Origin of the sequence: Ectorhizobium quercum, assembly GCF_026552795.1 — a bacterium.
GTDB classification, from domain to species: Bacteria; Pseudomonadota; Alphaproteobacteria; order Rhizobiales; family Rhizobiaceae; genus Ectorhizobium; species Ectorhizobium quercum.
Genome location: NZ_JANFPI010000001.1, coordinates 727431 through 744571 on the forward strand (window position 1 = coordinate 727431; position 17141 = coordinate 744571).

The 17141-nt window shown below is 64.1% G+C and carries 16 protein-coding genes; 11 read left to right on the forward strand and 5 right to left on the reverse strand.

The genetic code is table 11. The features are described from left to right. Positions 1-15: 15 nt before the first annotated feature. The 10 genes from fliQ (at position 16) to folD (ending at position 9201) form a co-directional block, all read left to right on the forward strand. Entirely contained in the window at positions 16-282 is a 267-nt protein-coding gene (gene fliQ / locus NOF55_RS03330) for a flagellar biosynthesis protein FliQ (RefSeq protein WP_306409883.1), read from the forward strand. 136 nt (positions 283-418) lie between these two features. After that, on the forward strand, positions 419-2506 hold the full coding sequence (gene flhA / locus NOF55_RS03335) for a flagellar biosynthesis protein FlhA (RefSeq protein ID WP_306409884.1): 2088 nt from the start codon (positions 419-421) through the stop codon (positions 2504-2506). Next, positions 2503-3258 (forward strand): flagellar biosynthetic protein FliR, encoded by a 756-nt coding sequence (gene fliR / locus NOF55_RS03340; protein ID WP_306409885.1) that lies wholly within the window; start codon positions 2503-2505, stop codon positions 3256-3258. Before flhA ends, fliR begins: the two co-directional genes overlap by 4 nt. 12 nt (positions 3259-3270) lie before the next feature. Continuing rightward, a complete protein-coding gene (locus tag NOF55_RS03345) occupies positions 3271-3690 on the forward strand; it encodes a hypothetical protein (RefSeq protein ID WP_306409886.1) in 420 nt (139 codons plus the stop codon). Positions 3691-3813: 123 nt separating this feature from the next. Beyond that, positions 3814-4374 (forward strand): rod-binding protein, encoded by a 561-nt coding sequence (locus NOF55_RS03350; RefSeq protein ID WP_306409887.1) that lies wholly within the window; start codon positions 3814-3816, stop codon positions 4372-4374. A gap of 109 nt (positions 4375-4483) precedes the next feature. Next, the gene (locus NOF55_RS03355; protein WP_306409888.1) at positions 4484-4849 is read left to right on the forward strand and encodes a hypothetical protein; all 366 of its coding nucleotides are present in this window, start codon (positions 4484-4486) and stop codon (positions 4847-4849) included. Further along, the gene (locus NOF55_RS03360) at positions 4849-5379 is read left to right on the forward strand and encodes a hypothetical protein (protein ID WP_306409889.1); all 531 of its coding nucleotides are present in this window, start codon (positions 4849-4851) and stop codon (positions 5377-5379) included. Before NOF55_RS03355 ends, NOF55_RS03360 begins: the two co-directional genes overlap by 1 nt. Positions 5380-5591: 212 nt before the next feature. Next, a complete protein-coding gene (locus NOF55_RS03365) occupies positions 5592-6473 on the forward strand; it encodes a WecB/TagA/CpsF family glycosyltransferase (protein ID WP_306409890.1) in 882 nt (293 codons plus the stop codon). Between the two features lie 205 nt (positions 6474-6678). After that, complete coding sequence (locus tag NOF55_RS03370; RefSeq protein WP_306409891.1) at positions 6679-8220, forward strand: GumC domain-containing protein; 1542 nt, start codon at positions 6679-6681, stop codon at positions 8218-8220. A gap of 81 nt (positions 8221-8301) precedes the next feature. Beyond that, positions 8302-9201, forward strand: coding sequence for a bifunctional methylenetetrahydrofolate dehydrogenase/methenyltetrahydrofolate cyclohydrolase FolD (gene folD / locus NOF55_RS03375; protein WP_306409892.1), 900 nt, complete (start codon positions 8302-8304; stop codon positions 9199-9201). A 234-nt stretch (positions 9202-9435) separates the two neighbouring features. Here the strand turns inward: folD and NOF55_RS03380 are convergent, their stop codons facing one another. From NOF55_RS03380 to NOF55_RS03400, 5 genes are read right to left on the reverse strand one after another with little or no spacing between them, the layout of a single operon-like run. Next, positions 9436-10530: an ABC transporter ATP-binding protein gene (locus NOF55_RS03380; protein WP_306409893.1), complete on the reverse strand. Its 1095-nt coding sequence runs from the start codon at positions 10528-10530 to the stop codon at positions 9436-9438. A 19-nt stretch (positions 10531-10549) separates the two neighbouring features. Beyond that, positions 10550-12199, reverse strand: coding sequence for a beta-galactosidase BglA (gene bglA, locus NOF55_RS03385; RefSeq protein WP_306409894.1), 1650 nt, complete (start codon positions 12197-12199; stop codon positions 10550-10552). Between the two features lie 27 nt (positions 12200-12226). Beyond that, the gene (locus tag NOF55_RS03390) at positions 12227-13381 is read right to left on the reverse strand and encodes a carbohydrate ABC transporter permease (protein ID WP_306409895.1); all 1155 of its coding nucleotides are present in this window, start codon (positions 13379-13381) and stop codon (positions 12227-12229) included. Position 13382: 1 nt separating this feature from the next. Continuing rightward, positions 13383-14393 (reverse strand): carbohydrate ABC transporter permease, encoded by a 1011-nt coding sequence (locus NOF55_RS03395; RefSeq protein ID WP_306409896.1) that lies wholly within the window; start codon positions 14391-14393, stop codon positions 13383-13385. A 57-nt stretch (positions 14394-14450) separates the two neighbouring features. Next, positions 14451-15812: an ABC transporter substrate-binding protein gene (locus NOF55_RS03400; protein WP_306409897.1), complete on the reverse strand. Its 1362-nt coding sequence runs from the start codon at positions 15810-15812 to the stop codon at positions 14451-14453. Between the two features lie 275 nt (positions 15813-16087). On the opposite strand from NOF55_RS03400, the gene NOF55_RS03405 reads away from it, so the two are divergent. Continuing rightward, positions 16088-17110, forward strand: coding sequence for a LacI family DNA-binding transcriptional regulator (locus NOF55_RS03405; RefSeq protein ID WP_306409898.1), 1023 nt, complete (start codon positions 16088-16090; stop codon positions 17108-17110). Positions 17111-17141: the final 31 nt, after the last annotated feature.

A 17141-nucleotide genomic window follows, 5' to 3' on the forward strand; every position in this document is an offset into this window, starting at 1 on the left:
GGCAGCGGTCGTCTCATGAATGAAGCAGACGCCCTCGATATCGTCCAGGCCGCGGTCTGGACGATTCTCGTTGCATCCGGCCCGGCCGTCATGGCCGCTATGGTCGTGGGGGTCGTGATCGCCTTCCTTCAGGCGCTCACCCAGATCCAGGAAATGACCCTGACCTTCGTCCCGAAGATCATTGCCGTCATGCTGGCGCTCGGCGTGTCGGCGCCGCTGATCGGCGGGCAGATGTCCATTTTCACGAACATGCTCTTTTCCCGGATCCAATCGGGCTTCTGAAGACGTTGCCGGCGTTTGCGCCGGCTTTTCCCGTCTTCCGTCCCGCCGGGCCATCCTCGCGCAAGTTTGAACCTTTAGTCCTGTCGCCGAATGGCGCCACATGCGCCGCTGACGCTCATGAAGAGACGGGGTAACGATGGCGCAGACCGATGCGATCACCATTCCGAAGGCCGTGCCGAACGGCCGTGACATCGGCTTCGCCGCCGGCATAGTTCTCATCCTGTGTATTCTGTTCCTGCCCATTCCGGTCATCATGATCGACATGGGGCTGGCGTTTTCGATCGCCTTCTCCGTCCTGATCCTGATGGTGTCGCTGTGGATACAGAAGCCGCTGGATTTCTCGTCCTTCCCGACGGTTCTCCTGATCGCGACGATGACGCGGCTGGCGCTCAACATCGCCACGACGCGCGTCATCCTCTCGCATGGCCATGAGGGGCACGATGCCGCCGGCGGCGTGATCGCCGGCTTTGCCAGCATCGTCATGTCCGGCGATTTCATGATCGGTCTGATCGTGTTCCTGATCCTGATCACGGTGAACTTCATCGTCATCACCAAGGGCGCGACGCGTATCGCCGAAGTCGGCGCCCGCTTCACCCTCGACGCCATTCCCGGCAAGCAGATGTCGATCGACGCCGACCTTTCCGCCGGTATCATCGACGAGAAGGAAGCGCAGCGCCGCCGCCGCGAGCTTGAAGATGAAAGCTCGTTCTTCGGTTCGATGGACGGCGCCTCCAAATTCGTGCGCGGCGACGCCATCGCCGGCCTGATCATCACCGCCATCAACATCGTCGGCGGCATCCTGATCGGCGTCTTCCGCCACGGCATGCCGGTGAGCGAAGCCGCCGACGTGTTCGTCAAGCTTTCGGTCGGCGACGGCATCGTGTCGCAGGTTCCCGCGCTCATCGTCTCGCTCGCCGCCGGCCTTCTGGTCTCCCGCGGCGGCAATCGCGGCTCCACCGACCAGGCGGTGGTCAGCCAGCTTTCGGGCTATCCGCGCGCCCTTTCCGTCGCCGCGGCGCTGATGTTCATCCTGGCGCTCGTTCCCGGCCTGCCGCTGCTGCCGTTCACCGTCCTCGGCCTGATCATGGCCTTCGGCGCATGGTTCATCCCGCGCCAGATCGAGGCCGACAACCGGCTCCTGCGCGAAACGGAAGAAAAGAAGGTCGTCCAGAACAAGGAAGCCGAGCGCGAAAGCGTCAAGAACGTGCTGCGGTCGACGGAAATCGAGCTGGCGCTCGGCAAGCAGGTTTCCACCCGTCTTCTCGGCGCCCATCAGGAACTCGCCTTCCGCGTCGGCAAGATGCGCAAGAAGTTCGCGGCGCAATACGGCTTCGTCGTTCCCGAAATCAAGGTCACGGACGATATCGCCATCCCGGACAAGTCGTACCAGATCCGCATCCACGGCACGACGGTCGCTTCCAACGTCCTGCGCGTCGGCGAGGTGCTGGTCGTGACCGGCTCGGGCCGCAAGCCGTCCGTTCCGGGCGACGAGATCCGCGAACCCGCCTTCGGCATGCCGGCGGTGTCGGTCATGGAGACCTTCGTGGAGGACCTGAAGCGCGAGGGCTTCCACCCCATCGACAACGTTTCCGTGGTGCTGACCCATGTCAGCGAGGTGATCCGCAACAACCTGCCGCAGCTTCTGTCCTACAAGGACGTCAAGATCCTAATCGAGCGTCTGGACCCGGAATACAAGAAGCTCGCGGATGAGATCTGCACCTCGCACATGTCCTATTCGGGCTTGCAGGCCGTGCTCAAGCTGCTGCTGGCCGAGCGCGTCTCGATCCGCAACCTGCACCTCATTCTCGAAGCGGTGGCGGAACTGGCGCCCCACGTCCGCAAGACCGAGCAGATCGTCGAGCATGTCCGCGTGCGCATGGCCCAGCAGCTTTGCGGCGATCTGGCCGACAACGGCACGCTGCGTGTTCTCCGCCTCGGCTCCAAGTGGGATCTCGTCTTCCACCAGGCGCTGAAGCGCGATGCCAAGGGCGAGGTCGTCGAATTCGATATCGATCCCCGCCAGCTCGAGGAATTTTCCGAGCAGGCGAGCAGGGTAATCCGTGAATTCATGGATCGTGGCCTGCCTTTCGTACTTGTCACGTCGCCCGAAACGCGCTCCTATGTGCGCATGATCATCGAGCGACTGTTTTCCACGCTGCCCGTGTTGTCGCATGTGGAACTGGCGAAGGGGATCGACATCAAGATACTCGGATCGATTTCATGATAACGGACCCGCAGGGATCGGTACTGGCGCTCTTTCTGCTCTTCTGCCGTATCGGTTCCTGCTTCATGGTGCTGCCGGGTTTCGCATCGGCGCGAATTCCGGTGATGATCCGCCTCATGGTGTCGCTGGCGGTCACGATGGCCATCCTCCCGCTGATGTGGGATATGGTCTACCCCCGCATCAATGCCGCCGATCCCGGCGCCTATGTCGTGCTGATCGTCAGCGAAAGCCTCATCGGCGTCATGTTCGGGATGATCGCCCGTCTTTACGTCCTCGGCCTCCAGTTCACCGGCGCGGTGATCGGCTCCTCCATGATGCTCATGTCGCCGGGCGGGACCGATATTCTGGAAGAGACGGCGGAAACCGCCCTGACCAACATGATCACCTTCACCGGCCTGATGGTCCTGTTCCTGCTGGATTTCCACCAGGTGGTGATGAAGGCGCTGATCGATTCCTACGACGTCATGCCGGTCGGCACGCTGGTCAGCGGCCAGAAGATGCTGATCACGCTCACGGATACGCTCAGCCAGGTTTTCATGATCATGCTGCGGCTTGCCAGCCCGTTCCTGATCTTCGGCATCATGTTCAACTTCGCCGTCGGCCTCATCAACAAGCTGTCGCCGCAGATCCCGATCTACTTCATCGCGACGCCGTTTTCACTGATGGCGGGCATTTTCCTTCTCTATCTGGCGATAGCGGCCATGCTGCGTCTCTTCGCCGACGGCTTCGGGCCGGTCTTCATCGGGCAGTAGGGCAGGGGCCGCATGGCGAAGGACAGGAAATCCGACAAGCTGAAACGCCTCGTGGCGGTGCAGCGCCATCTTGAGAAGATCGCCGAGAACGATCTGGCCGACACGACGCGCCAGCGCGCCGACGTCGGCGAATCGATGACGATGGTGATGGATGCGATCACGTCGCTGTCGGAGTTGCATCGTCCTTTCGCCCGCAATTATTCGGAACGGTTCTCGCGGCTGATGTTCCGCGATCAGCAGCTTTCCAACCTCCAGCGCACGCACGAATCGCGAATCCTGAAGGAGCGCACCAAGGGCGACCGGCTCGAGGAGCGGATGGAGGAGGCGCGCGGCCTTGAGGAGCGTGCTGCCGAGGACGAGGCCGTTTACGATCTTCTCGACATGACGCTGGCGAATTCGACGCCAGCCTCCAGCAAGCTTCGTTCGTCATAGTGCCTGCCACACCCTGCATGACAGGGCCTTGCGGCCCGCAGGAAGAGGTACAATCCGATTGAGCGCATGCAGCCGGCGGGCCCGGGCGGTCCGCCGTTGCATGCTCCATGCGAGGAAAGCGATATGGCGATTTCACCTCCGAGCGATCTCGTGCTCGATGTGGTCAAGGCGGCCGAGCCGAGCGAGATTCAGGCCGCGCGCGAGAAGCTGCGCAGCCGCGCGGCAGGGGCCGAGGCGACGCTGCTGGCCGGCACGGGCGCCGGCTTCGCGTCCACGGTCGGCACGGTCGACGGCGCTGCGTCCAAGGCGGGTCTCGGCAATGCGCATCCGGCATCGGCGAGCGCCGTTCCGGAGGTCTACCGTAAGTTCGAGGCGAGTGTTCTGTCGACCTTCATCCAGAACATGCTGCCGTCCGAAAGCGAAGAGGTCTACGGCAAGGGCTCTGCCGGCGAGTTCTGGAAGAGCATGATGGCCGAGCAGATGGCCAATGCCGTTGCGGAGCGTGGCGGCATCGGCATTGCCGAACAGCTTTTCTCCAGGCAGGTCGAGCAGATGCGCGACGGCACGCCGAACGCCACGACGGACGAGAATGACCGCAGGATGGCGCTTGGCAGCGTCATGGATTTCCAGCGCCGCACGCTCGGCGTCGGCGAGGATGAAAAATCCGTTGCGGAGAATACCTGAGAGCGCTGCATGAAGCGTCTCCCGGGCCAGGTCGTATCCGCCGAAAGGCGGGTCGAGGCGGCGTGCTGACGGGGCACTCCGTGAAAAAAGCAAAAAAAGGGCACAACATATGGAAATCGTATCCGGTGATTATCGCATCAAAACGGTCCTCGGTCGTCTTGAGGCGATAATCGACAACGAGAACCAGCGCATCGGCAAGGATCCGGAGTTCGACCTCAAGGTCTCGAATGCGCACAAGAGCCGTTGCCTTTATGAATTGACCATGTTGTTCCGCGATACGGACCCGCAGGAACTGGCGACGACCTATATCGGCCAGATGCACGAACTGAAGGGCAAGCTCGCTCTCAATGCGCGCCGGGTCGAGGCGCATCTGCACGCCGTGCGCGCGGTCGCCGATCTGCTGAAGAATGCCGAGCAGTCGGCCGACGGCGACGGCACCTACTCTCAGGAACAGTTCCGTCATAGCGAGATGTGATGCTGAAGCTCCTTCTGACAGGCATTTGGGTTTGCCTTGTGACGCTCGGGGCCGTCTGGTTCTCGATCGGGCAGGCGACGGCGCCGGTTCAGGGCGACACGGGGCCGAGGATCGACACCGAGCTGCTCCGGGGCGAGACGACCACCATCCCGCTGATTGCGGACGGTTCCGTTCAGGGATATTTCCTGAGCCGCGTTTCCCTCATCGTCGACAAGGCCAAGATCGGTGAAACGAAACTGCCGATGAAGGAACTGGTCACGGACAGCCTGTTCACGCTGCTTGTCGGCAACCCGGTCGTCGACGTGGCGCATGTCGAGCGTTTCGACCTCGCTGCCTTCAAGAGCCGCATCAAGGACGGTCTGAACGACCGTTTCGGTGACGGTATCGTGTCGGACGTGCTGGTCGAGCAGCTCGACTACCTGTCGAAGGACGACATCCGCATCAACACCAATGCGCAGCGGTCCGTCCGCCCGGGCTTGCAGATCACGCCGGGCGAAGCGGTCGCCGACCCGGCCCCCGCCGGCCACTGATATCCCCCTTATCCCGATCCGTCGCAAGACGGCCGCAGACGCGTATCTCCCCGCCCGGAGTGCGCGTCTGCGTCATTTCCACCGGGGGTCAAATCGACCGATAGGTTGCATTTTAGCGTTTGATTTAAGCCGTGTGAGACAGACGCCGCGGTAGACCGCTTCATAGCCTTCGCAAATGCCAGCATTCGACTGGCCGGATAAGGGAGGGGGGCATGAACATCGCGGTCAATTTCGGGATTCTGGCATCGAAAAGGGCGGTTCTCGACGTTCCGGTGTGCGATCTCGACTGGGATAGCGCGCTGGCCTTCACGAACCAGCTTGCCAATGTGCCGACGGGCCAGACGGTCATCGCGTTTCTCAATGCGCATAACGCCAACCTGATGATGAAGTTCGAGGACTATCACGAGCTGTTGCAGAACCAACTCGTTTTCCCGGACGGCTTCGGTCTCGATATCGCCTCCGCCCTGCTGCATGGCGAACCGTTTCCGGCCAATCTCAACGGCACGGATTTCATCCCCGCACTCATGACCTACATGTCGGCCGGAAAGCGGATCGGCCTGGTCGGCGCGACGCCGGAAGTGCTGGAGGACGCGGCCGGCGCATTCCGGCGCCGCTGTCCCTGGCACACGTTCATCCCCGTCAGCGACGGCTATCTCGACCACGAGAAGAGCCTGAAGGTGATCGAGAAGATCGAAACGCTCGGGCTGGACGTGCTGGTCGTCTGCATGGGAACCCCGCGCCAGGAGCGCTGGGTCGCCAGATATATCCGTCCCGAACACGCCAGGCTGGTGATGACAGGCGGCGCGCTGTTCGATTTCGTGTCCGGCAGGGTGCCGCGCGCCTCGCACCTGTTGCGCAGCCTGCGGCTGGAATGGGCCTATCGCTTCTGGAACGAGCCGCGCCGTCTGGCGGGCCGCTATCTCGTGGGCATCCCGATCTTCTTCTTTCATCTCCTGCGCTTCCGCTTCGGCAAGCGGGCGCTGCCGTCCTACATGCGACTTGCCGAGCCTCTGCTGAAGCCGACGGAGAAGAGCAAGCCGGAACGACCCCCGCTCGACATGGCCGTGGGCAAGCAGAGGGGCGCTGCGCGTTAACCAAATATTTGCCATGAAAATTTAAACTGGGTTAACCATGACCGTCGGCACGCCCGACGACCAGACCCAGGCGGCAGATATGTATGACCCCGCGGAACAAGGCAGACGGCGCGATCGCGGCTTTCCCGATCGAGAGATCGCCCGCGACGATGTCCGGACGTTCGAAACGGCCAACGGCAACCGCAAGCCGCGCCGGGAAAGAAGCATGGCTTTCTCCCTGCTCTTCCTGGCATCGGCGGCCCTCGGCGGTGCTTCGCTTCCCTTCACGTTCGGCGAAATGTTTCCCCGTTCCTTCACATCGACCGCAGTGGTCGGCATTGATGCAAGCGAGGCCGTCGATGCGCTGGCGTCCGGCCTGAAGAGCGATGCGAGCCTCGATCGCGTCGCCGTGTCGCTCGATCTGTCGCGCGAACCGCTGCTGGCCGCTGGGGCGCCCGGAATGCTTGCCGTCGCCGCCGATCTTCTGGCTGGAACCGAAAAGACGGTCTCGAACCCGGACGACGCGCTGCAACGGACGCTTGCCGGTTCGCTCTCCGTCATGCCCGATCGTTCGGCGGGCCGGCTGTCGCTGGCCGTGACCACGCCGAGCCCGGTTCTGTCCGAGCGGATCGCCAATGCGTTCGCCGAGGAGAGCCTGTCCCTGGCGGCCGGGCAGGCGGTCGAGAAAACCTATGGATTGACCGCCGCCCGCAAGGCCGCCGAAGACGCGGAGCAGGCGCTGGCCGACCATGTGGCAACCAAAAGCACCGGCGATCTGGATGCCGCCGCCCGCCTTGCCGCCGAGATCGCCGGGCACGATGCCGATATTGCCAGCCGCGAGGCGATGCTCGCGGCCCTGAAGGACGAAAGCACCCGTATCGGCGCGCTGAAGGTTTCGGACGACGCTCCCGCGGCATCCGATCTGGGGATCGACGCACCGGGTTTCGACGACGCCCGCCAGAAATATATCGCGGCCAAGCTCGATTACGAGCGCCTCGCGGTCGACCTCGGGCCACGCCATCCCCGGCTTCTCGCCGCCCGCGGTGCAGCGGACGACGCCCGCAATCGTTTTCGCGATGCGCTGGGCAAGCTGGAGGCGGGCTACAAGGAAAAGGTGCAGGCGGCCAGCCGGGCGCTCGACCAGGCGAAAGCCGAAAGACAGCGGCTGGAAAGCGGCCCGGCGGAAAACGGTCAGGACCTCGAAAAGCTCGAGGCCCTGAAGGGCGAGGCCGACCGCCTGCGTGCCGGCTATCTCGACAAGCTCGACGCCAGCCGCACATCGCCGTCACCGGTGCCGGCCCGCATCCTGGCGCCGGCCCATGCGCAAACCGTGATCGTCAACGGCGTCTCGCCGCTCATGGTTTCCCTTGCCGGCGCGGCAACCGGCCTTCTGATAGCCTTCGGCTGGCTCTGTCTTTCCGCCCGCCGCCGGACGGATGATGCGGACGTTGAGCCTGCGGAGGTTCGGCAGAGCGCGGAACCCCATCCTGCGCCCCGGCACCGCCCGGACGACGAATACGGCTACGACGACGAGGAAGACGGTGGGGATGGCGCGTGGGGACCGCCGCCGGCTCAGAACGACGATATGCCGCTGGCCGAGCGTTTGCGCGCGGTTCTGCGGCGCAGCGCCGAAATGGACCGGCACGAGGCGATGCCGGATCCGCTGACCGGCCGCGAGGCCGAGATCGAGGCGATCCGCCGCCGCATGGAGGCCCTGAAGCACCGCGTGAGAGCCTATCAGGCGGGCAGGTCGTCCTCTCGCTTCTGACGTGCCGAAAAGTCTTGCATTCTCCGCTGTTTGGGACCATAGCCCGGAAGGATTGAAAGGCCCCAGTCAGGAGAAACGCCCATGACCACGGTAATCGACGGCAAGACAATCTCGGCCTCCGTCATCGAGGCAGTAACCGCTTCCGCAACGGCTCTCGAACAGGAGACCGGCATTCGCCCCGGTCTTGCGGTTGTCATCGTGGGCGACGATCCGGCCAGCCATGCCTATGTCGCCTCGAAGGGTCGCATGGCCAAGCAGTGCGGCTTCCACTCCGTCCAGCATACGCTGCCGGTGGAAACGACGCAGGAAGCGCTCCTCAAGCTGGTCGGCGAACTCAATGCCGATCCCGCGATCCACGGCATTCTCGTGCAACTGCCGCTGCCGAAGCATCTCGATTCCGAACCGGTCATCCAGTCCATCCTGCCGGAAAAGGACGTGGACGGCCTCCATGTCGTCAACGCCGGCAAGCTCGCCACCGGCGATCTGGAAACGGGGCTTCTCTCCTGCACGCCCGCCGGGTCGATGCTGCTCGTGCGCACGATCCACGGCGCCGATCTCTCCGGCCTCAATGCAGTCGTCATCGGCCGCTCGAACCTGTTCGGCAAGCCGATGGGGCAATTGCTTCTCAACGCCAATGCCACGGTGACGATGGCCCATTCGCGTACCAGGGATCTGGCTGCGATCTGCCGCACCGCCGACATTCTGGTGGCCGCGGTCGGGCGTCCTCACATGGTGAAGGCGGATTGGGTGAAGCCCGGCGCGACGGTGATCGATGTCGGCATCAACCGGGTTCCGGCGCCCGACAAGGGCGAGGGCAAGACCAGGCTCATCGGCGACGTGGCCTATGCCGAGGTTGCCGAGATCGCCGGTGCGATCACGCCGGTTCCGGGCGGCGTCGGCCCGATGACCATCGCCATGCTCATGGCGAACACCGTCATCGCGGCCCATCTGATCCTCGGGCGCCCGCGGCCCCGCTTCTGACAGGCCGAAGGCTGCGGCGCATGAAGAATGAGCGGCCCCGAAGGGCCGCTCGGACGACTGACAAAGGGCGTATCGCTCTCTTTCGTCGTGGTCGGGCCTGGACCCGACCATCCACCGCGCTACGTGCGGCGTGGACCCTCGGGTCGAGCCCGAGGGTGACGAAGGAGAGGGGTGTCAATACGCTGAGCGGCCCCGAAGGGCCGCTCGTCGCAAGGGGCATGTCTTGGGAGGAAGTCATGCCTTGCGATAGCTGTGTCCGTCGGCGTCGAAGAGATGCAGCTTGCCTGCGTCGGCGGTGAAGGTGAGCGTCTTGCCGCGCACGTCGCGCACGATGCCGGGAAGCTTGACGACGACCGGATCCTCTCCCGACAGTTCCTCCAGATGCAGCAGCGTCACCTCGCCCAGCGCCTCGACGATGCCGATCGTGCCGGAGAACAGCGCGTGCTCGCCCTCGGTTGCGATGCGGAGGTCTTCCGGCCGGACGCCGAAACTGGCTTTCCGGCCCTTGTGGTCCGGCGGGGTGGCAATATCCAGCGATATGTTGCGGTCGCCGCCGAGCGAGACCGTGGTCGTCGGCCCGGCTTCGACAATCGTAGTGGGCACGATGTTCATGGCCGGCGAGCCGATGAACTTCGCCACGAACAGGTTCGCCGGGTGCTCGTAGAGTTCGAGCGGCGCGCCGACCTGCTCGACACGGCCGGCCGAAAGCACCACGATGCGGTCGGCAAGCGTCATGGCCTCGACCTGATCGTGCGTCACGTAGATCATCGTCGTATCGGGCATGGATTCGTTCAGTCTCGCGATCTCGATGCGCGTGGCGACGCGCAGCGCCGCGTCGAGGTTGGAGAGCGGCTCGTCGAACAGGAAGACCTTCGGATTGCGGCAGATGGCTCGGCCGATGGCCACGCGCTGGCGCTGGCCGCCGGAAAGGGCCTTCGGCAGGCGGTCGAGATAGGGTTCGAGCTGAAGCTTCTCGGCGGCGGAGCGGACGCGGCGGTCGATTTCGGCCTTGTCCTCGCCGGCGATCCGCATTCCGAACGCCATGTTGTCGTAGACCGTCATATGCGGGTAGAGCGCATAGGACTGGAACACCATCGCGATGCCGCGCTTGGACGGCGGCACGTCGTTGACGCGTTGGCCCTCGATCTGCATCTCGCCGGCGGTGATGCCTTCCAGCCCGGCGATCATGCGCAGAAGCGTGGACTTGCCGCAGCCGGACGGCCCGACGAAGACGACGAACTCGCCCTTTTCGATCTGAAGGTCTATGCCGTGAAGCACCTTCACGGGTCCGTAGGACTTGCGGATATCCTTGAGCACCAGCCCGGTCATGAGAGCCTCCCTGTCTTTCTTATACATGCCGGGCGAAGAAGCCGCCCCACGCCGGAAGCTCGACCGTGCCGCCTTCGAGGTTGCCCGCCAGACCGTGGTCGTCGAGAACCGTCCAGTCGCCCGGCGGCAGCGGAAGGCGCGCCGTCGTCTCGCCCATGTTGAACAGGCAGAGCAGCTTTTCGCCGTCATGCGTGCGGGTGAAGCCGAGCACGTTGTCCGTTACCGGCAGGAAGCGGATGTCGCCCTTGACAAGGGCGGGGTGCTGCTTGCGGAAGGCGAGGAACGTCCGGTAGTGCTCCAGAACCGATCCTTGCGTGCCCTTCTGGGTGTCGACCGAGCGCGAGAGGTGCTCGACCGGCACCGGGAGCCAGGGTTTGGGAGCCGAGGAGAAGCCGCCGTTCAGGCTGCCCGATTCCCAGACCATCGGCGTGCGGCTTCCGTCGCGTCCCTTGAAGGCCGGCCAGAATTCGATGCCGTAGGGGTCCTGAAGGTCTTCGAAGGCGAGGTCGGCTTCCGGCAGCGCCAGTTCCTCGCCCTCGTAGATGCAGACCGAGCCGCGCAGGCTCATCAGCAGCGAGGCGAAGAGCTTGGCGAAGCCGTCGATATCCTCGACGCCGTCGCCCCAGCGCGAGACATGGCGCATGACGTCGTGGTTGGAGAAGGCCCAGCAGGCCCAGCCTTCCGGCGCGGCGGCGGCGAAGGCGTGCAGCACCTCCGCCACCGAAACCGGTGTCGGGCGCTCGGGGGCGAGGAATTCGAAGGCGTAGCACATGTGCATCTTGTCGCCGCCGGAGGTGTATTCGCCGACGATCTCGAGGCCGCGCTGGCTGTCGCCCACTTCGCCCACGGCGGCGATCGCCGGAAACTCGTCGAGTACGGCGCGGAAGCGTTTCAGGAATTCGAGGTTCTCCGGCCGGTTCTTGTCGTAGAGATGCTCCTGGAAGTTATAGGGGTTCACCGCCGGCGCCGTGTTGGCGTTGCGCCGTTCCGGCTCCAGCGCCGGGTTGTCGCGAAGCTGCTGGTCGTGGAAGTAGAAGTTGATCGTGTCGAGGCGGAAGCCGTCGACGCCGCGCTCCAGCCAGAAGCGGGTCGCGTCGAGAAGCGCGTCCTGAACTTTCGGGTTATGCAGGTTGAGGTCCGGCTGCGACGTCAGGAAGTTGTGCAGGTAATACTGCATGCGATCCGGGTTCCATTGCCATGCCGAGCCGCCGAAGATGGAAAGCCAGTTGGTCGGCGGCGTGCCGTCCGGCTTCGGATCGGCCCAGACATACCAGTCGGCGCGGGCATTGTCGCGGTCCTTGCGGCTTTCCTGAAACCACGGATGGTCGCTGGACGTGTGCGATATGACCAGATCGATCATGACGCGGATGCCGAGCCGGTGGGCTTCGGCGACCAGGTCGTCGAAATCGGCAAGCGTGCCGAAGATCGGATCGACGTCGCAGTAATTGGAGACGTCATAGCCGAAATCGCGCATGGGCGAGGTGAAGAACGGCGAGATCCAGATCGCGTCCGCGCCCAGTTCGGCGACGTGGGGCAGGCGCGAGGTGATGCCCTTGAGATCGCCGATGCCGTCGCTGTTCGAATCCTGGAACGAGCGCGGATAGATCTGGTAGATCACCGCGCCGCGCCACCAGTCCTTGTCCGCAGTCAGAATGGAAGAAGAGGTCATGCGATTTTCCTGTTCCTGATGATGTTCTCAGCCGCCCTTGACCGACCCCGCCAGCAGGCCGCGCACGAGGTAGCGCTGCAAGGCGAAGAAGACGAGGAGCGGGACGATGATGGTGATGAAGGCGGAGGCCGTCAGGATTTCCCAGTTGCCGCCGCGCGAGCCGAGCAGCGCGTTCAGCGCCCCGGTCAGCACGAGCTGGTCCCCGGATGTGCCGAGGAAGACCATCGCCACGAGCAGGTCGTTCCACACCCAGAGGAACTGGAAGATGGAGAAGGACGCGAGCGCCGGGAAGGATAGCGGCAGCACGATCCTGACGAAGATCTCGAAGTCGGACGCGCCGTCGACGCGGGCCGATTCGATGATTTCCTTCGGCAGGCCGGCAATGTAGTTGCGCAGCAGGTAGATGGCGAGCGGCATGCCGAAGGCGGTGTGCGCCAGCCAGATCCCGGCATAGGTTTTCGACGGCACGCCGAACAGCATGCCGATGCCGTTATACATCCGCAACAGCGGTATGAGCGACATTTGCAGCGGCACGACGATGAGGCCGACGACGACGGCGATCAGGATCGCCCGGCCCGGAAACTCCATCCACGCCAGCGCATAGGCGGCGAAGGCCGCGATCAGGATCGGGATGACCGTCGCCGGGATGGTCACGGTCAGCGAGTTGACGAAGGCGTTGCCGATGCCCTCGGCGTTCAGCACCGTGCGGTAATTGTCGAACGTGAAGGCGGGCGGCGTCACCACCGTCAGGTAGACGCGCCTGCCGCGCTCGCCGTCGAAACTCGTCGGCTTGCGGTATTCGTAGGTGCCGTCGGCATGGACGGTCAGCGTTTCGCCGTCGCCCACGTCGACCGTTTCGCCGGCCGGAAAGGCGCCGGGCTCCAGAACCCGCGTGCCGAAGGCGGAAACCGTCTTGTCGCCCTCGACCAGCGTTCCGGAGATCACGTAGCCGGTGCCGTCCTGCCGCTGCGCGGAGGGTTCGGCAAGGCGCACGGCCTCGGTCTGGGTCGCGCCCGCAAAGGCGGTCCACCATCCCGAAACGGTAATCTGGTCCTTGTCGCGCAGGGAGCTGACGAGAATGCCGAGCGTCGGCAGGAGCCAGAGCAGCACGATGACAAGCACGGCGAAATGCACGAACAGGCGGGGAAAGCCGGTGCGGCGCAGGGATTGTGCGATGTCCATGTCAATGGCCTCCGTTCTCGCGGTTCGCCTGGCGGATGTTCCAGATCATGATCGGCGTCACGGCGGCCATGATGATCAGCGCGATCACCGCCGCGCGGCCGGAATCGCCGCCGCCGCGGAACATCCAGTTGAACATCAGGTTGGCGAGAACCATCGTGTCCCACTGGCCGTTGGTCATGGTCAGGACGATATCGAAGACCTTGAGGACGAGAATGGTGATCGTCGTCCAGACGACCGCGATCGTCCCCCATATCTGCGGCACCATGATCTTCCAGAAGATCTGCCAGCCGCTGGCCCCGTCGATGACGGCCGCCTCGACGGTCTCTTCCGGAATGCCGCGCAGCGCCGCCGACAGGATGACCATCGCGAAGCCGGTCTGGATCCAGACGAGAATGGCCATCAGGAAGAAGTTGTTCCAGAAGGGCAGGGCGATCCACACCTGCGGGTCGCCGCCGAACCACGTCACGACGGCGTTGAGAAGGCCGATCTGCGTGCCGGAGCCGCGATATTCGTAGATGAATTTCCAGATCACCGACGCGCCGACGAAGGAGATCGCCATCGGCATGAAGACGATGGACTTGGCGATGTTGCCCCACCAGATGCGGTCGGTCAGGACGGCAATGACGAGGCCGAGGAAGGTGCAGGCGGCGGGCACGACGGCCAGCCACAGCACGTTGTTGAGGATGGAGCGGCGGAACTCGCGGTCGAAGACGGCCCAGCGATAGTTGTCGAGGCCGACGAAACTCGTCCCGGTGCGGTCGTAGAAGGACAGTATGACGGTGGCGATCACCGGATAGACCAGATAGACCGCGAGCAGGACGAGGGCCGGCCCCAGGAACAGCCAGGGCCGGACGACGGCCCGGCGGTTGAGGTTGCGCGATGCCGTCATGATGTCGCGGCCGCGCACCGGCAGCGCCGCGTTCAGCAGCCGGTCGGACAGCCAGTAGTAGGCGGCGCAGGCGAAAACGCCCGCGATCATGATGCCGATGGCCGAAACGATCTGTCCTGCCATGTCCCTCCCTCTCCGTTCGTGAACGGGCGGGCTTGCACCGCCCGCTTGCCCTGAAGCTTAGTTCAGTCCGTCCCAGGCGTTCTGAATTTCCGTTGCGGCCTGCTCCGCCGATTTGCCGCCGACGAAATCGACCATGCCGGTCCAGAAGGCGCCGGCGCCGATCTGGCCGGGCATCAGGTCGGAACCGTCGAAGCGGAAGGTAGTGGCCGTCGTCAGGATCTCGCCCTGCCGGCGCATCTGTTCGTTGGCGTAGGCTTCCGGTTTCGCCGCCTTGTAGGGCGTCAGGAAGCTCGACTGCGCCATCCACACTTCATGGGCGATCGGGGTCTTCAGGAAGTCGATGAAGGCGCGTGCGGGCCGGGTGTCGCGGGTTATGGAAACCAGCGTGCCCGCGCCGAGAACCGGTTTGCCGAGGTCGGCCTTGGACGCATAGGGCGGCAGGTAGAAGAAGTCGACATCCGTTCCCAGCTCGACACCTTCCGGGAAGAAGGAGGGGACGAAGGACGCCTGTCGGTGCAGGTAGCATTTCGGCGGAATGGTGAACAGGCCCTTCGGGCTGTCGCGGAAGTCGGTCGAGGCCACGGCTGCGACGCCGCCGTCCACATATTTGCTGTTCTTGGCGAACTTGCCGAATTCCTCGATGGCGGCGACGATTTCCGGCGCGTTGAACTTGATCTCGTTGGAAACCCACTGGTCGTAGACCTCCGGAGGCTGCTGGCGCAGCAGGATGTCCTCCACCCAGTCGGTCGCCGGCCAGCCCGTCGCGCCGCCGGAGCCGAGGCCGATGCACCAGGGGGTGCCGCCATCGGCGACGATCCGGTCGCTCAGCTTGAACAGGTCTTCCATTGTTTCGGGGATTTCATAGCCGGCTTCCTCGAAATTTTCCGGCACGTACCAGACCATCGACTTGAGGTCGGCCTTGAACGGGAAGGCGAAATAGGCCTCGACGCCGTCCCGGCCCTTGTAGGTGCCGTAGTTCACCCAGCTTTCGCCGGCGCCGTAGTTTTCCTTCACCCAGTCGGCCACGTCCTGTCCGAGCGGCACGAGGAAACCCTTGGCGGCAAGGTCGGCGTAAAGGCCCGGCTGCGGCAGGATGGCGATATCCGGCGGCGAGCCGGCCTGTGTGTCGATGACGATCTGCTGCTCGTAGTTTTCGGAGGAGGAATAGCGCACGTCGATGCCCGTCGCATCGGAAAAATAGGCAAGAACCGTGCGGAACAGCGCCTCGTCGTCGCCGCGCCAGGGGCCGAAGATGGTCAGCGTCTGGCCCTTCAGGTCGGCATGGGCCTGCTTGAACGCCTCGTAGCTTGCCCAGTTCAGCCGCTGGTCCTCGCCCGGCGTGAACTTCAGCTCGGCCGCCGCAGCCGGCATCGCGAGCAGGGCGAGCGCCGCAACTCCCGCCTTCAGGTGAAACTTCATCAGGATGACCTCCCCGTCATTCGTGCTGTACCGAAACCACAGTCGAAATCGTGTACGCCCGGCTCCCTCTCAAAGCGCTTTGACCCGTCAATTCACATTTCCTCTTCATGCGAGTCAAGCCTTTTCAGGTGTTGTACCCGGGCAACCTTTTGCCTTGCGGTCTCTTGATGTTGTTTGTTGAGAAGGTTAGGCGCGATGGTGGACAAGTCCAGTATGTGACAGTGTGCGGGTGGGATTGAGTCGCGCGTATTTCTGTAGCCGCCGGGGGAGGACGGATGAATCTGAAGCAGCTTTCGGAAATGCTGGGCCTGTCGCAGACGACGGTGAGCCGTGCCCTGAACGGTTTTCCGGAGGTCAGCGAGGCGACGCGGCAGCGGGTTCTGGCCGCCGCGGAAAAGACGGGCTACCGTCCCAACAAGGCCGCCCAGAGGCTGGCGACCGGGCGGGCGCGCTCCATCGGTCTCGTCATGCCCACCTCGTCGGAGCATCATTTCGACGTTCACTTCGGCGAATTCCTGAGCGGCATCGGCGAGGTTGCGCTGAAACACGACTTCCATTTCGTCATCATGCCCGCCGACCCCCACGACGAGGAAAAGGCGATCCGCCGCCTGGCCTCGTCCGGCAGCGTGGACGGGCTCTATATCGGCTATCTGCGCGCCGGCGATCCGCGCATCGCGACGACGCGGTCGCTCGGCCTGCCGTTCATCGTGCATGGGCGTTCCGCCGGCCTGCCGGAGGATTATGCGTTTCTCGATATCGACAACGAGGCGGTGTTCCGCGATGCGGCCGACCACATGATCGACCTCGGACATCGCCGCTTCGGCCTGATCAACGCGCCGGAAGAATTCGATTTTGCCTTGCGGCGGCGTCAGGGGGCGGAAAACCGGCTGCGCGAGGCGGGCATCGCGCTCGACCCTTCGGCCTGCCTTGCCGTTCCGATGACGGACGACCAGGGCTATCGCGCCATGAACGCGCTTCTCGACCGGCCCGCCCGGCCCACCGCCGTCCTTTGCTCGTCCACCGCGCAGGCGCTCGGTGCGGTGAGGGCCATCTATGCCCGGGGATTGAAGCTTGGCCGCGACATCTCGCTCACCACGCATGACGACGATCTGCCGCTTCTCAAGCCGGAGAATTTTTCCGTGCCGTTGACGACGACGCGCTCCTCGCTGCGCGCAGCCGGTGTTCGCATCGCCGAACGTCTGATCGGCGTGATCGAAAACGGACGGGAGCCGGACCTTCAGGAAATCTGGCATGCCGCTCTGGTCCGGCGGGCCTCGACCGGCCCCGTGCCGGATTGATACGCGGCGGTTTATCCGGCGCTCGAACCCT